At 63.6% G+C, this 22975-nt stretch carries 22 protein-coding genes; 4 read left to right on the top strand and 18 right to left on the bottom strand.

Annotated features, from left to right (window positions below):
• Positions 1-19: 19 nt before the first annotated feature.
• Complete coding sequence (locus tag OCT39_RS01460; RefSeq protein ID WP_263585933.1) at positions 20-592, top strand: hypothetical protein; 573 nt, start codon at positions 20-22, stop codon at positions 590-592.
• Here OCT39_RS01460 and OCT39_RS01455 read toward each other — a convergent pair.
• Positions 560-2350: a TRAP transporter permease gene (locus OCT39_RS01455; protein WP_263585932.1), complete on the bottom strand. Its 1791-nt coding sequence runs from the start codon at positions 2348-2350 to the stop codon at positions 560-562. The genes OCT39_RS01460 and OCT39_RS01455 overlap by 33 nt on opposite strands.
• A gap of 111 nt (positions 2351-2461) precedes the next feature.
• Positions 2462-3439, bottom strand: coding sequence for a TAXI family TRAP transporter solute-binding subunit (locus OCT39_RS01450; RefSeq protein ID WP_263585931.1), 978 nt, complete (start codon positions 3437-3439; stop codon positions 2462-2464).
• Between the two features lie 399 nt (positions 3440-3838).
• On the opposite strand from OCT39_RS01450, the gene nhaD reads away from it, so the two are divergent.
• On the top strand, positions 3839-5308 hold the full coding sequence (nhaD, locus tag OCT39_RS01445) for a sodium:proton antiporter NhaD (protein WP_263585930.1): 1470 nt from the start codon (positions 3839-3841) through the stop codon (positions 5306-5308).
• A 36-nt stretch (positions 5309-5344) separates the two neighbouring features.
• On the opposite strand, the gene OCT39_RS01440 is transcribed toward nhaD, so the two are convergent.
• The 15 genes from OCT39_RS01440 to OCT39_RS01370 all read right to left on the bottom strand — a co-directional run bounded on the left by OCT39_RS01440 (position 5345) and on the right by OCT39_RS01370 (position 19810).
• On the bottom strand, positions 5345-6016 hold the full coding sequence (locus OCT39_RS01440; RefSeq protein ID WP_263585929.1) for a glutathione S-transferase family protein: 672 nt from the start codon (positions 6014-6016) through the stop codon (positions 5345-5347).
• Between the two features lie 33 nt (positions 6017-6049).
• Positions 6050-6640: an antibiotic biosynthesis monooxygenase gene (locus tag OCT39_RS01435; RefSeq protein ID WP_263585928.1), complete on the bottom strand. Its 591-nt coding sequence runs from the start codon at positions 6638-6640 to the stop codon at positions 6050-6052.
• 129 nt (positions 6641-6769) lie between these two features.
• Positions 6770-7147 (bottom strand): hypothetical protein, encoded by a 378-nt coding sequence (locus OCT39_RS01430; RefSeq protein WP_263585927.1) that lies wholly within the window; start codon positions 7145-7147, stop codon positions 6770-6772.
• Positions 7148-7153: 6 nt separating this feature from the next.
• Entirely contained in the window at positions 7154-7378 is a 225-nt protein-coding gene (locus tag OCT39_RS01425) for a DUF2835 domain-containing protein (protein WP_263585926.1), read from the bottom strand.
• A 66-nt stretch (positions 7379-7444) separates the two neighbouring features.
• Positions 7445-9223, bottom strand: coding sequence for a putative bifunctional diguanylate cyclase/phosphodiesterase (locus OCT39_RS01420; protein WP_311958860.1), 1779 nt, complete (start codon positions 9221-9223; stop codon positions 7445-7447).
• Between the two features lie 196 nt (positions 9224-9419).
• Positions 9420-9911: a C40 family peptidase gene (locus OCT39_RS01415; protein WP_263585924.1), complete on the bottom strand. Its 492-nt coding sequence runs from the start codon at positions 9909-9911 to the stop codon at positions 9420-9422.
• Between the two features lie 112 nt (positions 9912-10023).
• A complete protein-coding gene (gene phnE / locus OCT39_RS01410) occupies positions 10024-10839 on the bottom strand; it encodes a phosphonate ABC transporter, permease protein PhnE (protein WP_263585923.1) in 816 nt (271 codons plus the stop codon).
• Positions 10840-10852: 13 nt separating this feature from the next.
• Complete coding sequence (phnE, locus tag OCT39_RS01405) at positions 10853-11677, bottom strand: phosphonate ABC transporter, permease protein PhnE (RefSeq protein ID WP_263585922.1); 825 nt, start codon at positions 11675-11677, stop codon at positions 10853-10855.
• Entirely contained in the window at positions 11674-12504 is an 831-nt protein-coding gene (phnC, locus tag OCT39_RS01400; RefSeq protein ID WP_263585921.1) for a phosphonate ABC transporter ATP-binding protein, read from the bottom strand. The genes phnE (OCT39_RS01405) and phnC overlap by 4 nt, the downstream gene beginning before the upstream one ends.
• Positions 12505-12577: 73 nt before the next feature.
• Entirely contained in the window at positions 12578-13540 is a 963-nt protein-coding gene (gene phnD / locus OCT39_RS01395) for a phosphate/phosphite/phosphonate ABC transporter substrate-binding protein (RefSeq protein ID WP_263585920.1), read from the bottom strand.
• Positions 13541-13617: 77 nt separating this feature from the next.
• The gene (locus OCT39_RS01390; RefSeq protein WP_263585919.1) at positions 13618-15366 is read right to left on the bottom strand and encodes a bifunctional diguanylate cyclase/phosphodiesterase; all 1749 of its coding nucleotides are present in this window, start codon (positions 15364-15366) and stop codon (positions 13618-13620) included.
• 120 nt (positions 15367-15486) lie between these two features.
• Positions 15487-17409: an alkaline phosphatase D family protein gene (locus tag OCT39_RS01385; protein WP_263585918.1), complete on the bottom strand. Its 1923-nt coding sequence runs from the start codon at positions 17407-17409 to the stop codon at positions 15487-15489.
• Positions 17402-18781: a sensor histidine kinase gene (locus OCT39_RS01380; protein WP_263585917.1), complete on the bottom strand. Its 1380-nt coding sequence runs from the start codon at positions 18779-18781 to the stop codon at positions 17402-17404. The genes OCT39_RS01385 and OCT39_RS01380 overlap by 8 nt, the downstream gene beginning before the upstream one ends.
• A complete protein-coding gene (locus OCT39_RS01375; RefSeq protein WP_263585916.1) occupies positions 18774-19445 on the bottom strand; it encodes a response regulator transcription factor in 672 nt (223 codons plus the stop codon). The genes OCT39_RS01380 and OCT39_RS01375 overlap by 8 nt, the downstream gene beginning before the upstream one ends.
• Positions 19445-19810, bottom strand: coding sequence for a PepSY domain-containing protein (locus OCT39_RS01370; RefSeq protein WP_263585915.1), 366 nt, complete (start codon positions 19808-19810; stop codon positions 19445-19447). The genes OCT39_RS01375 and OCT39_RS01370 overlap by 1 nt, the downstream gene beginning before the upstream one ends.
• A 168-nt stretch (positions 19811-19978) precedes the next feature.
• Between OCT39_RS01370 and OCT39_RS01365 the strand changes: the two genes are divergently transcribed.
• Positions 19979-20455, top strand: a complete 477-nt coding sequence (locus OCT39_RS01365) for a PepSY domain-containing protein (RefSeq protein WP_263585914.1) — start codon at positions 19979-19981, stop codon at positions 20453-20455.
• A 46-nt stretch (positions 20456-20501) separates the two neighbouring features.
• Here the strand turns inward: OCT39_RS01365 and OCT39_RS01360 are convergent, their stop codons facing one another.
• Positions 20502-21896 carry a Glu/Leu/Phe/Val family dehydrogenase gene (locus tag OCT39_RS01360; protein ID WP_263585913.1) on the bottom strand — a complete coding sequence of 465 codons (1395 nt, stop codon included), beginning with the start codon at positions 21894-21896 and terminating at the stop codon, positions 20502-20504.
• Between the two features lie 109 nt (positions 21897-22005).
• On the opposite strand from OCT39_RS01360, the gene OCT39_RS01355 reads away from it, so the two are divergent.
• On the top strand, positions 22006-22965 hold the full coding sequence (locus OCT39_RS01355; RefSeq protein ID WP_263585912.1) for a DUF1853 family protein: 960 nt from the start codon (positions 22006-22008) through the stop codon (positions 22963-22965).
• The last annotated feature ends 10 nt before the right edge of the window (positions 22966-22975 follow it).

The following is a 22975-nucleotide window of genomic DNA, read 5'->3' as shown; positions in this document are numbered from 1 at the left end:
TCGATCCAAGGAGCCACTCATGCGCCTGGGCACGCTGGGGCCGGAGAGCAGCAACCACGCACTGATCGCCAAACGCTACCTGGCCAGGCGCGCTAGCGGCACAGGCGAAGGTGTCTACTTCGAGGATTTCGAGCGTGCCTTCGAGGCGCTGTTGGCCGGCGACATCAGCCACCTGCTTCAATGTACCGCGCACTCGAGCCACGCCGACTGCGTTGGGCGTACCATGCATCGCGCCTTCCCGGTGGACGTGTTCATCGCCGGCTCCCACCCGCTGGCGCTGATCGTGCGCCGCGACGTCCAGCGCCCGTCGCGTCTTGCGCTGCAGCCGGCCACCCGCCACTACACCGATCTGAGCGCCTTCGACGAAATCGTCGAACTCCCCACGACCTCGGCCGTCGCCGACGCCTTGCTTGCCGGCGAGGTGGACGCGGGCCTGTGCGCCGCGCAGGTGGTCTCGCAGGCACCACAAACCCTGCGCGTCGAGCGCGCCCTCGGCCCGGCGTTGGACATCTGGGTGATCTACTCGACGACCCAGGCGCCGCCCTCATCACCGCTGCGACTAGACGAGGAAGATGGCGGCCAAGCCCCCTAGCACCAACACCAACCGCCACCAGAGTGCGCGCCGGGCGATGACGCCGAACGAGACCATGCCAAGCCCGACGGCCACCTTCAGCGCGCTTATCAGCGCCGCGCCGGGCGTAAAGGCGAGCTCGATGATATGAGGGTTGGCCACCATGGCCAGCGGAATGATGTAGAGCCCGATACCCAGCGCCATCGCCTTGACTGCCACCTTGAGCCAGTTTTCACCCACCATGCCGGCCGCGATGAACACGCCGCCGCACACCGGCGGGGTAATGGTGGACAACAGCGCGAACCAGAAGACGAACAGATGCGCGAGCAGCGGTGAAAGTCCCAGCGAGGTCAGCGCCGGCCCCGCCACCGAGACACAGATGACGTAGGCGGCCGTGGTCGGTACCTCCATGCCCAGCACCAGGCACGCGAGCGCGGTGAGCAACAGCGCCGGCCAGAGCATGTCACCAGAGAGCGACAGGATGCCCGAGGTGATCTTGACCCCGAGCCCGGTCATGGAAAGCACGCCGATCACCAGCGACGCGCAGAGGATGATCGCCCCGATCATCGCGATCTGGCGCCCGGCGGTGAGCGCGGCCTCACAGAGCCGGCTAATGAAGTCCGAAAACGAAAAGCGCAGCCTCACGTTGAACAACAAAAGCGCCATACCCGCGAAGATCGCGATGCTCGCCGCGTATTGAGGCGTAACGCCGCCGTTGAAGATGCGCTCCAGCAGCAGCACGAAGGGAACGGCAAAGAACAGCGAGGTAATGCATACCTCTTTGGCTGTCGGGCGCTCACTTTTGGCCACGGGCTTCAAATCGTGACGCGTGGCGTAGGCATTGATACCGATCCAGACAGTGAAAAAATAGAGCAACGCAGGCAGCGCCGCCGCCGCCATGATCTGGGTGTAGGGGGTGCCGGTCAGCTCGACCATGACGAAGGCGCCAGCGCCCATCAGCGGCGGCATGATCTGCCCGCCGGAGGAGGCCACCGCCTCCACTGCCCCGGCCAGTGTGCGCGGATAGCCCAGCCGCACCATCGACGGAATGGTGATCGCGCCGGTAGACGCGACGTTGGCCGAGGCGGAGCCAGAGATCGAGCCCATTAGCGCCGAGGAGATCACCGACACCTTCGCTCCGCCGCCGGTCAGCCGTCCGGCAATGGCGCCAGCCAGGTTCATGAATCCCTGCCCCGCCTCGCCGGCGTTCAATACCGCGCCAAAGATTACGAAGATCGCCACTACCCCCACGCTCACCCCGGTCAGCGATCCCCACAGGCCGCCCTCGGCGATGGTGAGCGTTCCCACCAGGCTTGCCAGAGGAATGCCCGCGTGGCCAAAGGCTCCCGGCACGTACTCGCCAAATACGCCGTACAGCAGCGCCAGCAAGGCGACCAGCGGTAGCGGCCAGCCGATCGCCCGGCGCGCGGCCTCGAGTGCAACGAAGATCAGAAACACCCCGATCGCCATCTGCAGATGCGTGTCGATAAACCCATACTGCGTGGCGAGTGCGGTTTCGTTGAGCGCGATATAGCCGCAGGCCGCTATCCCCGAAAGCGTCAGCAGCCAGCCGCTCACATACTGAAAGCGGCTGCGCGCCATGTAGATCAGCACCCAGGGCAGCAGCAGCGCCATGTGCAGCGGGCGGCTCACCAGTGCCGGGGCCAGCCCGTAGAAGATGAGCCCGAGATGAAAAATGACGCTCGCCATCCCCAGCGCTACCCAGCCTGTCGCCCGAGGCGCTGCCGCGACCGCGGCGTCTTTCGATAAAACCTGCATGACGTTTGCCTATACGACTGAAAACACGACGACGATGAAATACACGAAGACAATGAAAAACACCACGGCAACCGGGGCGCCGTGGTGAATCAATTCATGAAAGAGTAAGGATCAGCGCAGCGCGTCTGGAACGTCGACGCCCGCCTCTTCGTAGTAGCGAATTGCGCCGGGGTGCAGCGGCGTGGTCATGTTCTCGAGCAGCGCCGGGGTGATGCTGCCCCACCAGGCGGCTTCTTCGGCCATGGCGTCGCGACGCTCCCAGAAGGTTTTGGTCAGCGTATAGGCGGTGTCGTCGTCCATCTGCGCCGTGGTGTAGGCCATGACCGGAAGCGAGGTCGTATGAACGTCTTCATTGACGCCGGGGTAGGTGCCGCCTGGAATCACCTGAGCGGTCGCGCCGGTCTGCTCGATCTGTTCATCGGTCAGCGACACCAGGGTGATCGGCATGCTGGCAGCGGTTTCGATCACGTTCGGCGTGGGGAAGGAGCTGGCGGTGACGAAGGCATCGATCTGGCCGTTCTTGAGCGCATCGGGACCGTTGCCCAACGCGGCATCCGCCAGGCGAATCTCATCGTCGAGGCCGAAGAGTTCGAAGTAGCGCTGGGCTTCCCGGGCGCCAAAGGTGCCGCGGCCGATCAGTACGTGCTTGCCGGCGAGCTCATCGACGCGGGCGACACCGTCATCCCCGGCAATGACGAAGTGCATGGTGATCGACGGAATAGGGAAGAGCCCACGAATGTCCTGAAAGCGAGGGCTTTGCCGCTTGGCGAAGGGCCCTTCGGCGTCCATGGCTTGCTCGACGAGTGCCGGAGGCGTCGTAAAGACGTAATTGCCCTGACGCGCCATGACCTCCATGACGTTTTGTACCGAGCCCTGGCTCTCTTCCAGGGTCAGCACGATATCGTCATTGGTGCCTTCGCGAATCGCCTCGGAAAGCTCTACGCCCATCTGATAATAGGCCGTACCGGCAGACGACGACTTATAGGTAATACGCGTTTCGGCCTGGGCGGAAAACGCCATCAGTCCCGACACCAGTAAGGCGGTCGTAACCGTAATCGAACGATGAAATAGAGGAGCTAGAGGGCGCATGAAATATCCTTGGCTGGAGCGGCGTTTGCGAGGAAGTTTGCTTGTTGTGGTCGTTAGAGGGTGTCTCTGATGCCCATAAAATACCATGACCCTGGCGGAATGCCAGCCATCAACCGCGCGCAATGCTCGCATTGATCCGGTTTTTAATGACTGGCCTTATTCAGTAAACAATACGCTTTAATAAAAGCGTACTTTAGACCAATGGATAAGAGCATTCGTGACATAACACCAAACGCTAAAACCAACCATTCTCTAAACGACTAATTTGCTAAAAAAAGACGTTTCAAACCCATTGATAGCGCACTTCTTTCGGTTTTATTCCATATTGCGTTAATCCCCCCGTTGTTAAACTCGAAGTGCCTCTTTTTAGTCCCTTTTAATAATAAGGAAATCACTCTTATGCTGATGCGACATCACGCCTTACGCCAGCCGCGACCCGCTCGCCGCTGGCTTTTTTTATGGGCGATGGCCCTGCTGATCTTCTCGCCCTGCGCTCTGGCCATCACCGGCGAACTCGATTTAACCAGCTCGATGACGGGGTTTCTGGCACTGGGAATTTTCATACTCGCCTACGCGCTGGTCATGGCCGAAGAGAAAATCCACATGCGCAAATCCAAGCCGGTATTGGTGGCAGCGGGCATCATCTGGGGACTCATTGGCTGGGTATACGTTCAAAACGGGCTGTCGGAAACCTCCGAGTACGCGTTTCGAATGACGCTTCTGGAATTTACCGAGCTGATGCTCTTTTTGCTGGTGGCGATGACCTACATCAACGCCATGGAAGAGCGTCGGGTGTTCGATGCGCTGCGCAGCTGGATGCTGCGTAAGGGCTTCAACTACCGCACGCTGTTCTGGCTGACCGGCGGGCTGGCCTTTTTCCTCTCGCCGATCGCCGACAATCTGACCACGGCGCTTTTGATGTGCGCGGTGATCACCAAGGTGGCAGAAGGCGACAAGCGCTTCATCAACCTGGCGTGTATCAATATCGTGGTCGCCGCCAACGCCGGCGGTGCCTTCAGCCCCTTTGGCGACATCACCACACTCATGGTGTGGCAGGCAGGCATCATTCCCTTCCAGGAGTTCTTCATCCTGTTCGTGCCGGCGCTGGTCAACTTCTTGCTGCCGGCGACGATCATGAGCCTGGTCATCAAGGATCAAAAGCCCGCCAGTGTCTACGAAGAGGTCATCATGAAGCGCGGCGCGCGGCGCATCATCGCGCTTTTTCTGCTGACGATCACCACCGCGGTTTTGTGCCATACGCTGCTGGATCTGCCGCCGGTACTGGGCATGATGACCGGCCTTGGCTACCTGCAGTTTTTCGGCTTCTACTTGCGCAAGAGCCTCCCCAAGTCGCTTGCGCGCAAGCGCGAAATCTATAGCCGCGAAGGCGACAATAAAAAGCTCGCACAGCTGGGTAGCGTGGTGCCCTTCGATGTCTTCAACCGCGTCGCGCGCGCCGAGTGGGATACGCTGCTGTTTTTCTATGGCGTGGTGATGTGCGTCGGCGGGCTTGGGTTCATGGGCTACCTGGGGCTTTTATCCGAAGCGCTTTACAGCGGCTGGAACCCGACCTGGGCCAACGTGGTGCTCGGCGTAGTGTCCGCGGTGGTGGACAACATTCCGGTGATGTTCGCCGTACTGACCATGCAACCGGCGATGTCCGATGGGCAGTGGCTTTTGATCACGCTGACCGCGGGCGTCGGGGGCAGTCTTCTATCGATCGGCTCGGCGGCGGGAGTGGCCGTCATGGGTCAGGCCCGCGGCTCGTATACCTTCATGGGCCATCTTCGCTGGACGCCGGTGATCCTGCTTGGCTACGTGGCCAGCATCCTGGTGCACCTGTGGCTCAACGCGGCAAGCTTCGGCTAACGGTTTGCCCGGCGCGGGGCGCGCCGGGCACTTTCTTTAGCGCTCGAGGATATCCAGCGGCCCGGCGCGCTCGATCACCCGCTGCCAGGCGGGGTCGCTCTCCAAACGCTGGGTGAATCCTGCGATGGCCGGGTAGTTGCCAAGCGAGCGGGTGCCCTTGAGCGCCAGCATCGGAAAGCTCATCTGTACGTCTGCCCCGCTTGGCCAGGCGCCGCCGAAGTTCTCCTTCGCGCGCAGGTGCGCTTCGATGAACGCCATGTGCTGATCGAGCTGCGGGTCGAGAAAGCGCTCGCGGATCGTCGAGCTGATTCCCTTGGCCACGGGCCTCACCAGCGCCGGCGACTGTTTGGGAATATGGCTGAATACCAGGCTCATGAGCAGAAGCGGCATGAGCGAGCCTTCGGCGTAGTGCAGCCAGTAGCGGTAGTCCAGCCATGTCTCGACGTCCTCAGGATCAGGCGTGAAACGTCCTTTACCGTAGCGCTCGACGAGGTAGTCGATGATCGCGCCGGACTCGGCGATGGTCAGCTCGCCATCGACGATCACCGGTGACTTGCCCAGCGGATGCACCTCCTTGAGCGCTTTCGGTGCCTGCATGGTCTTGTCGTTACGTTTGTAAACGTGAATGTCGTACTCGAGCCCCAGAAGCTCCAAAAGCCAGATAACCCGGTGCGAGCGCGATTTCTCGAGATGGTGGACGTGAATCATGGCCCTTCCCTGGTGGTGGATGGTGAAACGCTCTTACAGCCTGGCCTGGGAGCGATGGCTTTGCCACCAGCGGCCCAGCTGTACACGCGGCGACCACCGCCCCTGAAGCCAGGGCGCCAGCAGCCGGGTCGACAGCGGAATGAAAATGAACACCATGATCGGCGTTAGCGCCAGCGTGCTGACCAGCACGCGCGGCACGAGCGCCCAATCGGCCAACAGCGCGCCAAACAGCCACTGAAACATCAGCGAAATGGGAAAAAATGCCAGCCACACCGCCACCGCCTGTTTCCAGCGCGGGGTAGGCTCGACGCCGTCCATGTGAAACCAGGCGCCCAGACCCGTGGCGCGCTGCTCGATCGGGGAGTCGAAAAGCCCCTGGCCGCGCTTGAGCCAGCCTTCGCGTGAGGCGGAGTGCTGCCAGACGTTGAGCATCTGCTGATCGCTAAAGCGAAACACGATCTGATACTCGTCGTCGCCCCGAGGCGGTGCCAGCACACCGGAGCCCAGATAGCCGGGGAAATCCGCCGCCAGGTCGCGGCCTTCGTTGAGCCAGCGCTGAAAGTCCTGATAGCGGCCGTTGGCCACGCGGCGGGCCACCATCATCGTCACGGGTAAGGTCGACATGGGTCATCTCCAAAATGAGTCACAGCGAAGACCGGGTAGGCCGCTGTCGCTCGCCGGGGCGGGTAAGCCCTGGGCGAGCCCTGCATTATAGACGCAATATCGGTGCCAGAAACGTTCGGCCACTGAAAATTAACGGGGGATTGGCGCTGCACGCTCGCCGCGCTGAAAGGCGCGTACGTGATCGTAAATAGCGATGGCGTCGCGGATCACGGCCTCCTCACCGGGTTTGAACGACAGCGGCGGCGAGCGGTGATTGTCATTGTCGATCAACGCGTTGACATCGTCCCGATAGCGCTCCAGCACCCCCTCCAGCCCCAGGCGAAGCCGGTATATCTCGAGGGCGAACTGCTGTTTTTGCTCCTTGCGTCGCAGCACCTCGAGCGGGTCGCTGGCGCTTTCGATCAAACTCTCGAGCGTATTGAGCACCAGGGTGTCGGCCTGGTTGAGGTTGGGAATAATGCGCAGCACCAGCTCGTTCAGGCTCGGCGCTTGATGAAAGGCGGGCATGGCGAATTACCTTTGAACGAAATCGATGCGGCTAAAGCGGCCCTCACCCGTAAACGTGAGCCGAAACACCCCGTGCACGCCCTCCTGGTCGACGACTCGGCGCAGCGCCTCGGCGGGAAAGACGACCCAGCGGCCGTCGACGCTGCGCGCGCGTACGTTGCGATAGCGCCCTTCGTAGTACGCCAGGCACTCACGCGGGGTCAAACTCAAAACGACGTCGATGGAAGGCATGGTAACGGTACGAGCAACACTCAAGCGGCCAGGGAAATAATGGATAGAAACGAGCAGGCATCGAGCTTACAACAGCCCCTTCGAAAGCGGCTTGATGGTGTGCCACTCGAGGCGCTCGGGCCAGTGCTCGATCCAATCGGGCACCTGCTCGGCGGGCATGGGGCGTGCGATGCCATAGCCCTGGGCCAGGTGGCAGCCCAGCGCCATTAGCGCGCTCGCGTGGGCCAGCGTCTCCACGCCTTCGGCCAGCATCGGCTTTTTAAACCGGTTGGCCATGTAGATCACACTCTCGACGATCGCCATGTCATCGTGGTCGTCCAGCATATCGCGCACGAAGCTCTGATCGATCTTGATCAGGTTCACCGGCAGCTGGCGCAGGTGGGTAAGCGACGAAAAGCCGGTACCGAAGTCGTCGATGGCAAAGCCCACGCCCAGCGTCTGACAGCACGCCATGTTGACCAGCGCCGACTGGATGTCGTGAATGGCGGCGCTTTCGAGCACTTCGAGTTTCAAAAGCGACGGGCTCACGCTTGGGTAGCGCGCCAGGTGCTCGCCAAGGCGATGGCTGAAATCCTTGACCAGCAGATGGGAAGGGCTGATGTTCACGCTCACCGTCAGCGCCGTGCCTTGGGTTTGCCATACCGAGAGCTGGCGCAGCGCTTCGTTGATCACCCACTCGCCGAGATCGACCTCGAGCGGGGTCGCCTCGATGTCCGGTAAAAACGCCGCCGGGGCCAGCAGCCCCTCTTCCGGGTGCTGCCAGCGAATCAGCGCCTCGAGACCAACGATCTCACCGGTGCGCATGTCGATTTGCGGCTGATAGAAAAGGCGCAGCTCGTCACCGTTGAGCGCATCGGAAAAGCGCTGGCGCTTTTCATGGCGCACGCGCAGCTGGCGGTCCTGATCCGGGTCAAAAAAATGGTAGGTATCGCGGCCGCGCTGCTTGGCTCGATACATCGCCTGGTTGGCGTGGCGCAGCAGTATGTCGCCCTGGGCGTAGTCGTTGGGGTAGAGCGTGACCCCCAGACTCACCGTGAGATAGATACTCTGACCATCGAGCATCAGCGGCTGGCGAATCGAGTTCAAGAGCGTTTCGAAATACGCCTCGTCCACCCCGTGGTGCAACAGCAGCACGAATTCGTCGCCGCCGACTCGAGCGAGCACGTCATCCCCAACCAGCAAGTGGCTCACGCGCCGGGAAAACGCCGCCAGAATGGTATCGCCGCGCTTGGGACCCAGCCGCTCGTTGAGGGTCTGAAAGTAGTCGATATCGAGCGAGCATACCGCCAGCGGCAGGCCCCTGGCATCGGCGTGCTGAATGGATTCCTGAATGAGCTGGGTCAAAAGATGCAAATTGGGTAAGCCGGTAAGCGAGTCGAAGCTGATTTCGCGGTCGAGATGACGCGCGTGGGCGGGAATGGCGGAGAGATCCGACAGCACGATGACATGATAGGCCACCCCGCCCTGCTCGTTGCGTACCCGGTTGGTCGACATCATCGCCGGATAAGGCTTGCCATCGTGTCCCCGGTAGCTCACCTGGCTCTTGCCGCGGTCGCGAAACAGCACGTCGTCGTTCAAAAACCGCGAGGCCCGGCTATCCTCCAGCGCCAGAATGCTGAACGATTGGGGCGATTTACCCATCACCTGGTCCAGGGCAAGCCCGGTCAGCTCACAAAAGGCCGGGTTGACGTCGACGACGAGATTCTCGGCATCGGTGATGATGATCGCTTCATTGGCACAATAGAATGCCGCTTCGCAGAGCGAATACGAAGCGCTGGAGGGCACGACCGAGAGCGGCGCGTTACCTCGCAACGACAGCGCGGCATCGAATTGTTGCTGAGCCAATGACTGCTCCTTGGGCAAATCGGGGAGTGAGCCATGCATCGCGGGAAAGCCTGCCAATTCAGCGGCTTGATCTGCGGCGCATTCGCCGCGCGAAGCAACACGGCGCGGATGACTAAATTCATCACGCTTAACAGGCTACCATTATTAACATTTAATGGGCGTACTTAAACGAAACTTCTCATCTTTTTTCACGCGCTTATGGCGCCAGTGACGCCGCGCCCAGGTAGCGGCTTTCCCAGTAGTCGATGTCCAGCGGTACGCTGACCACCTGACGGCCGCTGCCCGGCGCGTGGATCATCTGGCGGTTGCCGCGGTAGATGCCCACGTGGGTGGCCTTGGCACCGCTGCCGAAAAATAGCAGATCTCCCGGGCGCGGCTGTGGGGTGCCGGGCAGCGCCCGGTACTGCTGATCGGCGGTGCGCGGCACCTTGAAGCCGGCGGCGCGGTAGGTCATCTCGACCAGCCCCGAGCAGTCGAGCCCTTTGGGCGTATTGCCGCCGAAGCGATACGGCGTGCCGATCGCCTGCTGGGCGTGGGAAAGAATCAGCGCGCGCTCCATCGAGATGCCCGCCATGTTCGGGGTCGGGGCGGTGGCTATCTCCTTGCTGGCGCAGCCAGCGAGCAGAAAAAGCGCCAGCAGCGCCCCAAGGCGCCGGCAGGCGCGAGGCAAGACAACGTTAAAAGACAAGCGAGAAGCGGTACAAAAACACGGTGTCGACATGGTGCGCTCGGCCGGTGGCATCAATGAGGTTTCATCATGGCCCAAGGCGCGCACGGTTGCCACACCTGCCTATTGAGTCTCAGATCATCGCGTGGCGCACACGCGCCGAGATCCACTCTGAGACCAAAACGGTTGCGAAGATCATCACGAAGATGACGCTGACCTGACTCCAGGCGAGGCTATTGATCGAGGCGTTGAGCTGTAGCCCGATGCCACCGGCGCCGACCAGTCCCAGCACCGTCGACTCGCGAATGTTGATATCCCAACGGTAGACGCTGATGCCGGCGAAAGCAGGCAGGATCTGGGGCAGCACGGCGTAGTTCATCACCTGCAGGCGGCTTGCCCCGGTGGCGCTGATTGCCTCGACCGGGGTTGGGTGGATCTCCTCGATCGCCTCGTACAAAAGCTTGCCGACGAAGCCGATCGAGCGCAGCGCAATGGCAATGATGCCCGCGAGCACGCCGGGCCCAACGATGGTGACCAGCAACATCGCCCAGATCAGCGAGTTGATCGAGCGCGACGAAACGATGACGGTCAGCGCCAGGCTTCGCACCAGCGGGTGCGGCGTGGTGTTGCGCGCGGCGAGAAACGCCACGGGAAAGGCCATCAGGATGCCCAGCGCCGTGCCCAGGGTGGCAATATTGAGCGTGTCCCACATCGGCTGCCAAAGGCTCGCCGCGTACTCCCAGCGCGGCGGCATCATGCGACTTAGAAGGTCACTGCCCTGGCGCCCGGCGTCCAGGGCGAACACCCACATGGTGTTGTCCGAAATCACTTTCCAGCAGAGCAGAAACAGGCACGTGCCCGAAAGCCAGCCGCCAAAGCGCAGCCACTGGGCGCGGCTGGTGCGCCGCTGCCACAGCGGCAAACCATCAAGAGAGGTCGAAACGGGCATCAGGGATTCCTGCCTATTGGGTGAAGCGGCGAATGTGGCTGGAGGCGTATTCGCTGGCCAGCACGATCGCGATGATGATCAACAGGATCGCCGCCGACGTGCTGTACTCGTAGCGGCTGAGCGAGGTGTTGAGCGTGGCGCCGATGCCGCCGGCGCCGACGATGCCGATCACCGACGACTCGCGAAAGTTGATGTCGAGGCGGTACATGGAGAGCCCGATCAGCCGCGGCATCACCTGGGGCTGGACGGCGTGGTTCATCACCTGCCACCAGCCGGCGCCGGTCGAGCGCACCGCCTCGACCTGGCGCGCGTCGAGATCCTCGATGTCCTCGGCCAGAAGCTTGGCCATGAAGCCGACGGTGGCAAAGGCCAGGGTGAGCATCCCAGCCAGCGGCCCGAAGCCGAACATCACCACGAACAAAATCGCGATGATGATCTCCTGAAAGGTGCGCGACACCGCGATGATCGCGCGGCACAGCACGTAAACCGGCAGCGGCGCTATATTGCGCGCCGCCCCGAGGCCCACGGGAATGGCGAGCAGCACGCCGATCACCGTGGAGGTGAGCGTCATGGTCAAACTCTCCAGCAGCCCGGCGAGGATGTCGCTCTGGCGGCTTACAAAATCCGGGTGGGCAAAGGCCGCCAAAAAGTTGAGCCCGCGCCCGGCGCCCTCGGCGACCCGCGCCCAGTTCACCTCGACGGAGCCCAGCGCCAGCGCAAGATACGCCAGCACGCCGGCGCTCAGCGCCACGCGACGCCATTTGCCCTCAATGAAGGCGGGCTTTCGCCACTGTCCGCGCTGCGCCGCGCTCAGTCGCGCCTGGTTATCCGACCTCATGAGGCGGCCACGCGCATTGCCGGCGCCGCGGCCCGCCGCTGCGCGTCTGGTGCCTCATACTCGTTGTCAGCGCTTTCGCGAACATCCCACTCCTCCTCGCCGTAGATCGTAGTAAGCATTTCGGCGGTCAGCTCCCCCGGGGCGCCATCGAAGACGATGCGCCCGGCGTTGAGCCCAACGATGCGGTCGGCGAACTGCTGCGCCAGGGCCACGTCGTGGATGTTGATGATCGCGGCCAAGCCCCGCTCGGCGCAGAGCTCGCGGATCAGGCGCATGATCTGGCGCGAGGTTTTCGGATCGAGACTCGCCGTGGGCTCGTCCACCAGCAAAAGCCTCGGGCTTTGCAACAGCGCCCGGGCGATGCCCACCCGCTGGCGCTGGCCGCCGGAGAGCGCATCGGCGCGCTTGTCGATGGCATGCGCAAGCCCCACCCGCTCGAGCAGGCGAAACGCTTCGCGCACCGCATCCGACGGGTAGCGGCGCAGAAAGCTTCGCCAGAAGCCGACGTAGCCCAGCCGCCCGGAGAGTACGTTCTCCATCACCGTGAGCCGGTCCACCAGCGCGTACTCCTGAAAGATCATGCCCATCGAGCGCCGCGCCCGCCGGAGCCCGGCGCCGGACAGAGTGGTCAGCTCCTGATCGCCCAGGCGAATGCTGCCCTGAGTCGGCTCCACCAGCCGGTTCACGCAGCGGATCAGCGTACTCTTGCCCGCGCCCGATGGGCCGATCAGCGCCAGCACTTGCCCCTCAGGAAGGGTCAGCTCGATATCGCTGAGCGCGCGATCACCGGTGGGGTAGCGTTTACCAACGCCTGCAAGTGTGAGCATGGAAGTACCTCGTCAATACGGCACTCGGCCGCAAGCGTAGCTTCCGGCCGAAAGGTCTCGAAAAACGCGGGGGTCAGTCGCAGTCGTAGGTGACGTCGTTGGCGTCGGCGATGGTGCGAATCACCGACCAGTGATCGGCGTAGGTGATCGGAATGAACTGCGCCTCGCCGGAGTTTTCGAACTCCGCTGCCAGCGGCGTGCCTTCCCAGTCATAGCTGAAAAAGGCGTCCTGAATCTGCTGGGCGAGCTCGGGTTTCAGGTTGTGCGCCAGGCCATAGCCGGTAGTCGGGAAGGTTTCCGAGGTATAAATGACGTCGAAGTCGCCTTCGTTGACCACGCCGCGGGCGAGCATGCGCTTGGCCACCGAGTTGGCGATCGCCGCCGCGTCGTAGTCCTGGTTCACCACGCCCAGAATCGAGTTGTCGTGAGAGCCGGAGAAGGCGGTCTCGAAATCCTCGCCCGCTTCCATGCCGTACTCGGAGCGCAATAGCGCCGATGGCGCGCGGAACCCGGAGTTGGAGGTTTCCGAGGTAAACGCCAGCTGACGTCCTTGCAGGTCCTCGACGGACGCGATGCCGCTATCCGGGTAGGTGATGATCTCCATCTCGTAGCCGAAGCTGCCGTCGTCGGCGGCCATCATGGCGAACGGGCGGAACCCGCCGCAGTTCACCGCCACCGGCACGCCGCCGGTGTTGAAGCCGGCGATATGCAAACGCCCGGCGCGCAGCGCCTCCTGCTGAGCGGCGTTGGACTGCACCGGGAAGAACTGCACCTCCTTACCGGTCGCCTCGCTCAAGTGCTCGAGAAAGTCCGCCCACACCTCGGCGTACACTGCCGGGTCTTCTACCGGCGTGTAGGCGAAGACCAGCGTATCCGGGTCGACCCACTGGGACTCGTCGCTGGGCACGTCGGCGATCATGTCACCATCGTCATCGGTGTAGCGCGAGGAGAGATCGGCGGCGGCGCCGAGCGTGGTCAGCGCGAAGGCACCCGTAATGGCGGCGCTGAGAAGCGTGCGGGTAAAAGAGAGCGTCATCGTGAACCCCTAAGCGTTGTTCGAAGTGCCCTCATGGTGACAGCGCCGAATGACAGCCCCGCGACACTAACGTGACATCAGGATGACACTGAGCCCTGGGCCTCACGGCGCTCGACGAACAGGCTGTTGCCGGGAATCTTCTTTGCCTGGTGCTTGAGCTCGGAGAGTTTGGCCGCGACCTCGAGCGCTTTATAGCGCGTCGCATCCAGCACCGGCTGGACGGCGATCGACACGCTCACACAAGGAAAAAAATCCGCCTCCCCCCGACGATTTTCGACCCGCACCCCGCCCTGCTGTCGATCGCTCTCGGTATAGAACTGCGGCGCCATCACGCCAAAGGAGTCGAGAATCTGGCGGCACACGCTCTCCCAGTGCTCGATGGGCAGCAGCATCATGAAGTCATCGCCGCCGATGTGGCCGATAAAGCCGCCGGCGCTGTCCACCTGCGCCTGCAACAGCCGGGACAGCGCAATGATCACCTGATCGCCCCGGGCGTAGCCGTAGGCGTCGTTGAACGCCTTGAAGTTGTCCAGATCGACGTAGGCAGCGGCGAAGGGCGTTTGCGCCTCGAGCGTCTGGCTCAGGGTCTCGTTGATCAGAATGTTGCCGGGCAGCCCCGTGAGCGGATTGGCGTGGCGCGCCTGGCGCACCTGAATGGCGGTGATCTCGCGCAGCAGGTCGACGATGCTGCCCATGCCCAGATAGCGCCCCTGCTCGACGATCACGAAATCCTCCTGGTCGATGTCGTGGCGCTCGGTCAGCGCCTGGCTGAGCGTTTCCAGCGGCGTGTCCGCCTCGCTGATCAGCGCACGGGTATCGGCAACGTCCATCACCCGGCGCTTGGCGTAGAGCGCGTGGCTGTAGGGGTTGGTGAACAGAGTCAAAAAGGCGTTTCGCCGCACCACTGCGACCGGCCGGCCGCTGTCGATCACCGCGACACAGCGAAGCGTGGGGGCGTTACGAAAACGCTCGGCCAGCGCCAGCACCGAATCCTCTGGGGCGACGGTATCGATCGGGCGCGAAATGGCGCGGGCGGTACGCCCGGCACTGCTGATCTGCCCGGCGGCGGGTAGCTGCATATGAAGGGAAAGCGGTGGCGTGGCGCTGGGACGGGCAAAATAGAAGCCCTGCAAGAGCGAAAGTCCGCGGTCGAGCTCCCAAAGGCACAGATGCTCGGCGGCGGTTTCGATCCCCTCGGCAATCAGCTTGCAGTCGAGACTTCGCGCCACATCCAGAATCGAGCGCAGAAACTCCCGCTTGGCCGGCTCCTGGTCGATCCCGGCGATGAAGTGACGGTCGAGCTTGACGAAGTCCGGGCGCAGCTCCGCCCAGTGGCGAAGGCTCGAGTGCCCAGCCCCCAGGTCGTCGAGGGCCACCTGAAAGCCCATGTCGCGGTAGTGATCCACCGCCTGGCGCATCAACTCGTAGTCGTGAATCGGCACGTGCTCGGTGAGTTCGATCACCACCCGCTCCGGGGGCAGGTTGCTTTCGCGCACGAACCCCAGGGTCAGCCCCTCCTGAAAGTCGCGCTCGACGATGGTCAGCGGCATGACGTTGAGAAACAGAAAGCCCGGAAGCTCGAGCTCGGCAAAGCGGGTAATCGCCAGGCGCCGGCACAACAGATCGAGCTCGACCAGAAGCCCGGCCTGGGTCGCCACGTCGAACAGGCGCAGCGGCGAGTGCAGCGGCGACGCTTCTGGCCCGCGCACCAGCGCCTCATAGCCAAAGATCGCCTGCTGGCTCGCGTCCATGATGGGTTGAAACAGAACGCTCAGGTCTTCGCGTTCGAGAATGAGATGTAGCCACTGAGCGTCTTGCGCGGTCATGCCAAAGGCCTTATGAACGGGGTGTACGGATAAACCTCATTGAGCCCTGGTCCTTTTGGATGAGATTCGACCCGCAAAATCCTGCGTCATGGCAGTGACATTTTTATGACAACCCGGTGATCAGGTCGGCGTTTTGGGTGGCGGAAAGCGGACCTCCCCGCCCCCTGCATCGAGCTGGCGAATGTCCGTCGGCCGGCCCTGGCGATCCAGCGTTACCAGCCCCAGGCCGCTGGCGTTGTAGAGCCGCTCGCCGGCACTGGCACCGACCGGGTCACGGGGAACGACATCGAACTTGCGCCGTTTGGTGAACCAGTTCAGCGGCGACCAGGGCGCGTAGAGCCAGCGGTTGAGCCGGTCGAACACGTTCAAGAGCTGTTTGGGAAAGGTGTTCTTGATGCCGCTGGAGGTGATCTGCCACAGATGCGGAGGACGTTCGCGGCGGCGCACGAAAACGTCGTAAGCGAAGGAGTAGTGAACGTCTCCCGATAAAATCACGTAGTTGCCCGGCGTTTTCGAGTGGCGCCAGATCTGCAGCAGCACGTTGGCCGCCCCGCGGTGGGCCATCCAGTTTTCGGCGTCCACTACCAGCGGCTTGCCCGCGAGCGTAAAGAGCTTCTGCACGCCTTCGATCAGCTTGACGCCAAACATCGGCGCGGGCGAGACGATCACCGCGCTTTGGCACTCGAGAAGCTGCTGCTGCATCTCCATTAGCGCCTCCCAATCCATCAACCCGGAGGGGCGCTTGGGGCTTCGCTCGCTGCGCCAGCGCCGGGTGCGGGTATCAAGCACGAGCAGCGCAGGCGTACCGGGCACGTGACACTCCCAGCCCTGAAAGCGCAACAGCCGCTCGATGAAGCGATCCTGATGCGGTGCCTCGAGCGTATCACCGGCGGATGCCAGCAGCGCGCCGGCCTCGTCGACCAGCGGAGTGAGCTTGTCCGGGTCGTTCCCCCACCCCTGGCAGAGCAGGTAGGCGATCAGGGCGTTGCCGATGATGCGTTTTGAGAACGGGTGCCCGTAGGCGCAGCGCTCCCAGTCCGCCGTCAGGTTCCAGTCGTCGGTCACGTCGTGGTCGTCGAAGATCATCAGGCTCGGCAGGTGCGCCATCAGTCGCGCGCACTGCGGAAGGCCCTCGACGAAGGCCGCCATCGTCGCCTGCTCCTGGCGGTAGGTGGCCTGATCCTTTGGCTCGAGCGCGGGCTCGGCCGGGTCGATCAGCGTCCAGGGGGTCGGCGACCACGCCAGGCAGTACATGGCGAGCATTTCGGCCAGTGTCATCAGGTGGTTCGAGGCGTTCGCCGAGGTGAACACCGGCTTTTTCACCCCGCCAAAAAAGCGCTCGCGAAGGGCGGCGTTGCTGGTCACGTCCGGCAGCAGCTTTTCGCGGTGATAATACGTTTGCGGCGCGGCGTAGAGCGCCTGGCTATCCTCGACCGTGGCCCCCTCGAGGCATTCGTCGAAAAGCCCGAGCCGGTCGATCAGCGCGTGAATGGCGGTGAGCGTCGGCCCCGCCACGTCGTCGACGTACACCTGGTCGCCGGTCATCAGAAGCCACGCCGGCCACTGCCTGGCTTCGTCCTGACGCGTTGCAAGCCAGGCGTCGCCGCGCACCAGCCCATCGGGGCTTTCGTGATGGGGCTTGCGACATGAGCCGTGCATCAAGCGGTGGTGGCGCGAGGCGAGCACGAAGGCGGGAAACGCCTGGCCGTCGTGGCAAAGCCAGGGCGCCCACTCGGCGATCGAGCGCCAGCCGCCGGACGCCGTTTTCAGGCGCAGGTCGTAGTCGATGCGCTCGTCACACGGCAGCGGCGCCTCGAGCGCCACATCGATCAGGCAGATGTGCGCGTGGCGGCCGACCGGCAGGCGCGTCTGCGCCGCGCTTATATCCAACGTGCGCTCGCGCGGCTGGTGGGGGAAGAGTATCAGTGTCATCTCGAGCGGGCGCGAGCTCACCAGCCATAGCGTCAGCCGCGTGGGGCTTAGCCGACGCAGCAGTGGGCCGACCAGTACGTCGGGCAGCGCCTGCTCGATACGCTCAGCCACGGGCCACCACCGGAAGCCGAAGGGCGACACAAAGCCCACCGGCCTGGCCGCGGGTGAGCGTCAGCGTGCCCTGATAAAGCGCTACCAGATCCGCCACGATGGAGAGCCCGAGGCCGCTGTTCGAGCGCTGCTCGTCCAGCCGCTTTCCGCGCTCGAGCGCCGCCTGGCACTGCGCCTCGTCCATGCCCGGGCCGTCGTCCTCCACGCTTAGATGAAGGGTCTCGCCCTGCGTTTGAACACGCAGCGTCACGCGGCTTTCGGCCCAGCGCAGGGCGTTATCCAGCAGATTGCCCACCACTTCCTGTACGTCCTGGCGGTCCATACGCACGTGGGGGCGCGCCTGCCAGCGGGTTTCCAGCGCCACCTGGCGCCGACCCGCCAGCCGGCCAAGGCCCTCGATGAGCCCGGCCAGCGTCTCCTCCAGGGCGATCGGCGCCAGATGAAGGCCATCACCGGCGGCGCTCGCCCGGGCCAGGTGGTGGCGCACGGCGCTGTCGATGCGCGAAAGCTCAATATCAAAACGCTCGCGCGGCTCCAAGGGGAGCTGGTTAAGCTGAAGGCGCATGACGCTCAGCGGCGTTTTCAGCGCGTGGGCGAGATTGCCGGCGGCGTGGCGGCCGCGCTCGATCAGGCGCTGGTCGCGGGCGAGCACCGCGTTCATCGAGGTGGCCAACGTGGCAAGCTCCTCGGGCAGGCGGGTTTTCATGCGGCTTGCGCCGCCCCTTTCGACCTCGCGAAGGTCAGCGTTCATGCGCCGAAGCGGCGCCAGCCCAAAGCGCACCTGCAGCGCCAGAACGCCCAGCAGGAGGAGCGAGAGCGCCAGCACACCCAGCCACAGAAGCCGCTGAAAACCGAGAATCTCCGCTTTGAGTGCGCTTTCATCGGCGGCGACGCTGACGTGCAGCGGCGTCTCGAGCGGCGCGAGGTAGATGTCGCGCTCGACTACGCGAAGCGGCTGGCCGCGCGGGCCTTCAAGGCTTCGCGCGCGGGCCAGGCGGCTGTCGGTGACCGGCAGGCGCTGATCCCACAGCGAGCGCGAGGCGAGACGGTGCTCGCCCTGGTCGGTGATCTGCCAGTACCAGCCGGAAAAGACCTGATCGAAGCGCGCATCGCCCAGCGCGCTGGGGTAATCAAGCGTATTGGCGACAGGGTCGAAGGTGACGCCGGCGATCACCACGTTCAGCGTGGCCTCCAGCCGCTCATCGAACGCGTCGACCGCGGCGCGTTGGTAGTAGTGGGCAAGCCAGGCCCCGGCCAGCGGCAGCGCCAGCCCCACGAGCACAAGCGCGGCAAGCAGCAGCCGGGTGGCGATCGAGCGGCGAGCCCAGCGCTGACCAATCCTGGCGCGAAGGCGCGCGCGCCGGCTAGGCATCCGGCGCCTCGGCCAGCAGGCGGTAGCCCTGGCCTCTAAGGGTGACGAAGCGCCAAGCGCCGAGCTTGCGGCGCAGCCGGCTGATCTGCACGTCGATCACGTTGGAGTCCGGCTCCTGGTCACGATCATAAACGTGTTCGGCGAGCTCGGCGCGGCTGACCACGCGCGGGGCAGCGTGCATCAAATAGCTGAGAAGCCGCGTCTCCTGAGCGGTGAGGCTGACCGGGCGCCCGGCGAGACTGACGTGCTGGGTGTGGGTGTCCAGACTCAGCTCGCCCAGACGAATCACCGGGTGGGCATGACCGTGAGTACGGCGCAAAATCGCGCGCAGGCGAAACAGCACCTCGGCGGACTCAAAAGGCTTGGTGACGTAATCATCGGCGCCGGCGGAGAAGCCCGCCGCCTTGTCCGCCCAGCGCTCACGCGCGGTGAGAATCAGCACCGGCAGGTCGATGCCGTCGTCGCGCCAAGCGCCTAGCCAGCGCGTGCCGTCGCCGTCGGGCAGGCCGACATCGAGAATCAGCGCGTCATAGGTCTCGGTTCGCACCAGAAAATCCGCTTTTTGTCCGGTATCGGCGACTTCCACCAGCCAGTCGCCGTCCTTGAGCGCCAGCGCCAGTTCACTGGCCAGGGCCTGGTCGTCTTCCACCAATAAACACTTCATTATTCGCCATCCTTGACGTCGTCGCGGCGCATCTCGTTGATCCGCACGCCCTCGATTTTCATTAGCTGGCCGCTTTTGCCATCGAACTCGAACTCGACCACCTGGCCCTGGGGACCGAGCATCTTGATCTCGTACTCGATCTCGCCGTCATCGCGCTCCATTTCGATTTCGATGACTTCACCCTCATAGCGCGCCTCCAGCCAGTCCAGAAGCGACTCCAGCCCCACCGTTTCGCCACGCTGCACCTGACCGTGAAGCATTCGCCACTGCGGCTCGGCGTCGGCCGAGCTCGTCCACGCAAACGTCGCCACGGCCAGCAGCGCGGCGCAAAAGGAGGCTGGATAGAACCACGAAAATCGTTTCATGGGCTCAGGATGCCAAACTCTAGATGAACGCGGGATGAACGCCGCCTTCAGCTTGGCGACAGAACGGCGCTGTTATAAAGAGACGGTCTCACCTTACCAGGCGCTGCGTGAACGCTGATGCGAGATTTCAAGCCTGTAAGGTTTTTATACCGCAATAAGGAGTGTGACATGACGTCGATGAAAAAAGCAGTGCTGCTGCCGGCCTCCGCCCTGTTGCTCGTTGCCACTGCCGGCGCCGCCCAGGCCGACCGTTTGGGGCTCGAGCGGTTGGATGAGGTGCTGAACTACACCGCCGACTACGGTTTTACTCATATCGAAGAGCTCAGCGTCGAGGACGATAGCCGTATCGAAGCCGAGGGCTGGCTCGACGAGGAGTGGTTCGCCGACATCGAGCTCTCGCTCGATAGCGGCGAAACGCTCAAGGAGGAGCGCGAGCGTCTGGTCAGTGGCGCTTGGGGCATGAGCGAGGACGATATCCGTCAGGCGTTCGAGATGGCCCGCCAGGAAGGCATGACCACGTTCGAGGAGATCGACATCAGCCGCAGCGGTATCATCGATATCGAAGGCCAGGCTGAAAATGGCCGTGAACTCGAGATCAGCGTGCGCCAGGGCTCTTTCGAGGTAGTCGAGATCGACCGCGACTGACGTTTGAGCCTGCCAGGGGCGAGCCAACGCCCGCCCCTGAGGTGCCCTAGCGACAGTCCTGACAGTTGCCGCGCGCCATGATCGCCTCGGCAATCCGCTCGACCCCCTGGCGATACGCGGCCTGACGATAGGTGATCTTTTCGTCGCGGGCGCGCTCGAGCACCCGGTTGGCCTGATCGTCGAGGGTTTCGTCCAACCGCTGGTTGACCTGCTCTTCGCTCCAGGCCTGCCCGGCGCGGTTTTGTAGCCACTCGAAGTAGCTCACGATCACGCCCCCGGTGTTGGCCAATACGTCCGGCAGCACGTCGACCCCGCGGCTTTCCAGCGCGCGGTCGGCGTCGCTGGTGACCGGACCGTTGGCGATTTCGAGAATCATCCCGGCGCGAATGTCGTCCACGTTATCATTGGTGACCTGATTCTCCATCGCGGCCAGCGCCAGCACGTCGACCTCGAGCGCCAACAGCTCTTCGCCCTTGATGCCGTTGCCCTGGCGGCATTTGGCAAGCTCGCCGTGCTTCTCCTTGGCCTTTTTGGCCGACTCGATATCGAGCCCCTTTTCCTTGTAGATGCCGCCGCTGGAGTCGGACACCGCCACCACCTGATAGCCGCGCTCGCAGGCCAGGCGGGCGAAGTGGTACGCCGCGTTACCGAAGCCCTGCACCGCCACGGTGGTCTCTTCCGGCTTACGTGACTGCTGCTGCGCCCAGAGATCCAGCACCTTGAGCGCGCCGCGGCCGGTGGCCTCGACCCGGCCAGGGGATCCGCCCAGCGACAGCGGCTTGCCCGTGATCGCCGCCGGTGCCCGGCGGCGCACGATGTTCTCGTACTCATCGATCATCCAGCCCATCACCTCGGCGTCGGTGTTCATGTCTGGCGCGGGAATGTCACGATCCGGGCCCATGACGTCGGCAATAGCACGAATGTAGCCTCGCGCCAGGCGCTCACGCTCCAGCGATGAAAGCGCCTTGGCATCGACCTGGACGCCGCCCTTGCCGCCGCCAAACGGCAGCCCGGCAACCGCGCACTTCACCGCCATCCAGAAGCTGAGCGTGGTGACCTCGTGCTGATTGACCTTCGGGTGAAAACGCACGCCACCCTTGGCCGGCCCCAGCGAGATATCGTACTGCACGCGCCAGGCGGGGAACGCCTGTAGGCGGCCGTCATCCATGCGCACCGGAATGCTGACCTGCAGCGACATTGCCGGCTGCATCAGCCGTGCGCGGGCGTCGTGGTGAATATCCAGCGCCTCGAACACCTCTTCCAGGCGCGAGCGGGCATCGTCAAAAAGCGCCGCGCCAGTTTGCGGCGTGAGCGCCTGGGCTTCGACATCAGAGTGGGGAGAGGCCGCGTTTTTCGACTCGGCGCTTTTCGAAGACGCCTGCTTTTTGCGCTTGGCGCTATCCTTCGCACTGCTTTTACCGCTATTTTTCGAATGAGCCATGAATACACTCCTTTGCATCGATGGGCCGTTGAGATCGTCAACCGCATTTAAGCGTAGCAGCCGTTTTTCGATTTCACCGCTAACGTGCAGACGCCGCCGGAGCGACGACATGCCGCCACAAAGCCCTCTTGATGCGCCCAGCGCCCCGCTCGAAGACGCCATTGCGCGCGATCTGGCGTGGCTTCTGGACGCCCCGGACATCGTCGAGCTCAACGGTTACCCGGGCCGGCCGAGCCGCGCGGCGCTGGGGCTTGCGCGCGGCGAAAAGGCCTGGCTTTTGCGCCAGGAGCCGGCAATTCGCGCGCTTTCAAAAAAGCAGGTGACGCGCATGGGCCACTACCACGAGGCGCTGTGGCATCTGCTGCTTGCCCATAGCCCCAATACCCGGCTTCTGGCGCACAACGTCGCCATTCGCGAGCGCCGCCAGACCCTGGGCGAGCTGGACATGCTCTACCGCACGCAAGCCAATCCCGCCCCCCTACATCTGGAAGTGGCGATCAAGTTCTATCTGGGACTCGATGAAGGCCCGGATGCACCGGACAGCCCCAACCGCTGGATCGGCACCGGCGGACTCGACAGCCTGGCGCGCAAGTGCGCGCACCTGCACGCTCATCAACTGCCGCTTTCCGCCACTCCGCTTGCCCGCAGTACGCTGCGCCACTGGCTCACCCCACGCGACTGTCCGGGCGAGATCGGCGAGATCACCCAGCAGGTGGCGATGCCCGGGGTGCTGTTTTACCCGTTTCACGCCACGCTGCCCCCGCCGCGAGGCGCGACCGCGCAGCACGACCGTGGGCGGTGGTGCCATCGAAAGGATTGGGAAGCGCTTTTAAAGAGCGCGGGAAAGGTGCGGCTGGCCTGGCTTGCGCGGCCGTTCTGGATGGCGCCGCCTGTCGAGGCGGCGTTTCACCCGCCGGCGGCGCTGTGGCCGCAGATCGAGGCGTGCATCGAGCGCTTCGGCCCGCAGCAGGTAATGCTGAAAGCCGATGATGGTGCGATCGAGCGCGTATTCATCGTGCCCGACGCCTGGCCGCGGGAGGTGCCGCTGCCGATCGAAACGCGGGCTTGAGGCTAGACGA

Source organism: Halomonas sp. GD1P12, assembly GCF_025725645.1.
In the GTDB taxonomy this organism is placed as follows: domain Bacteria; phylum Pseudomonadota; class Gammaproteobacteria; order Pseudomonadales; family Halomonadaceae; genus Vreelandella.
This window is presented reverse-complemented; position numbering and strand designations above follow the sequence as displayed.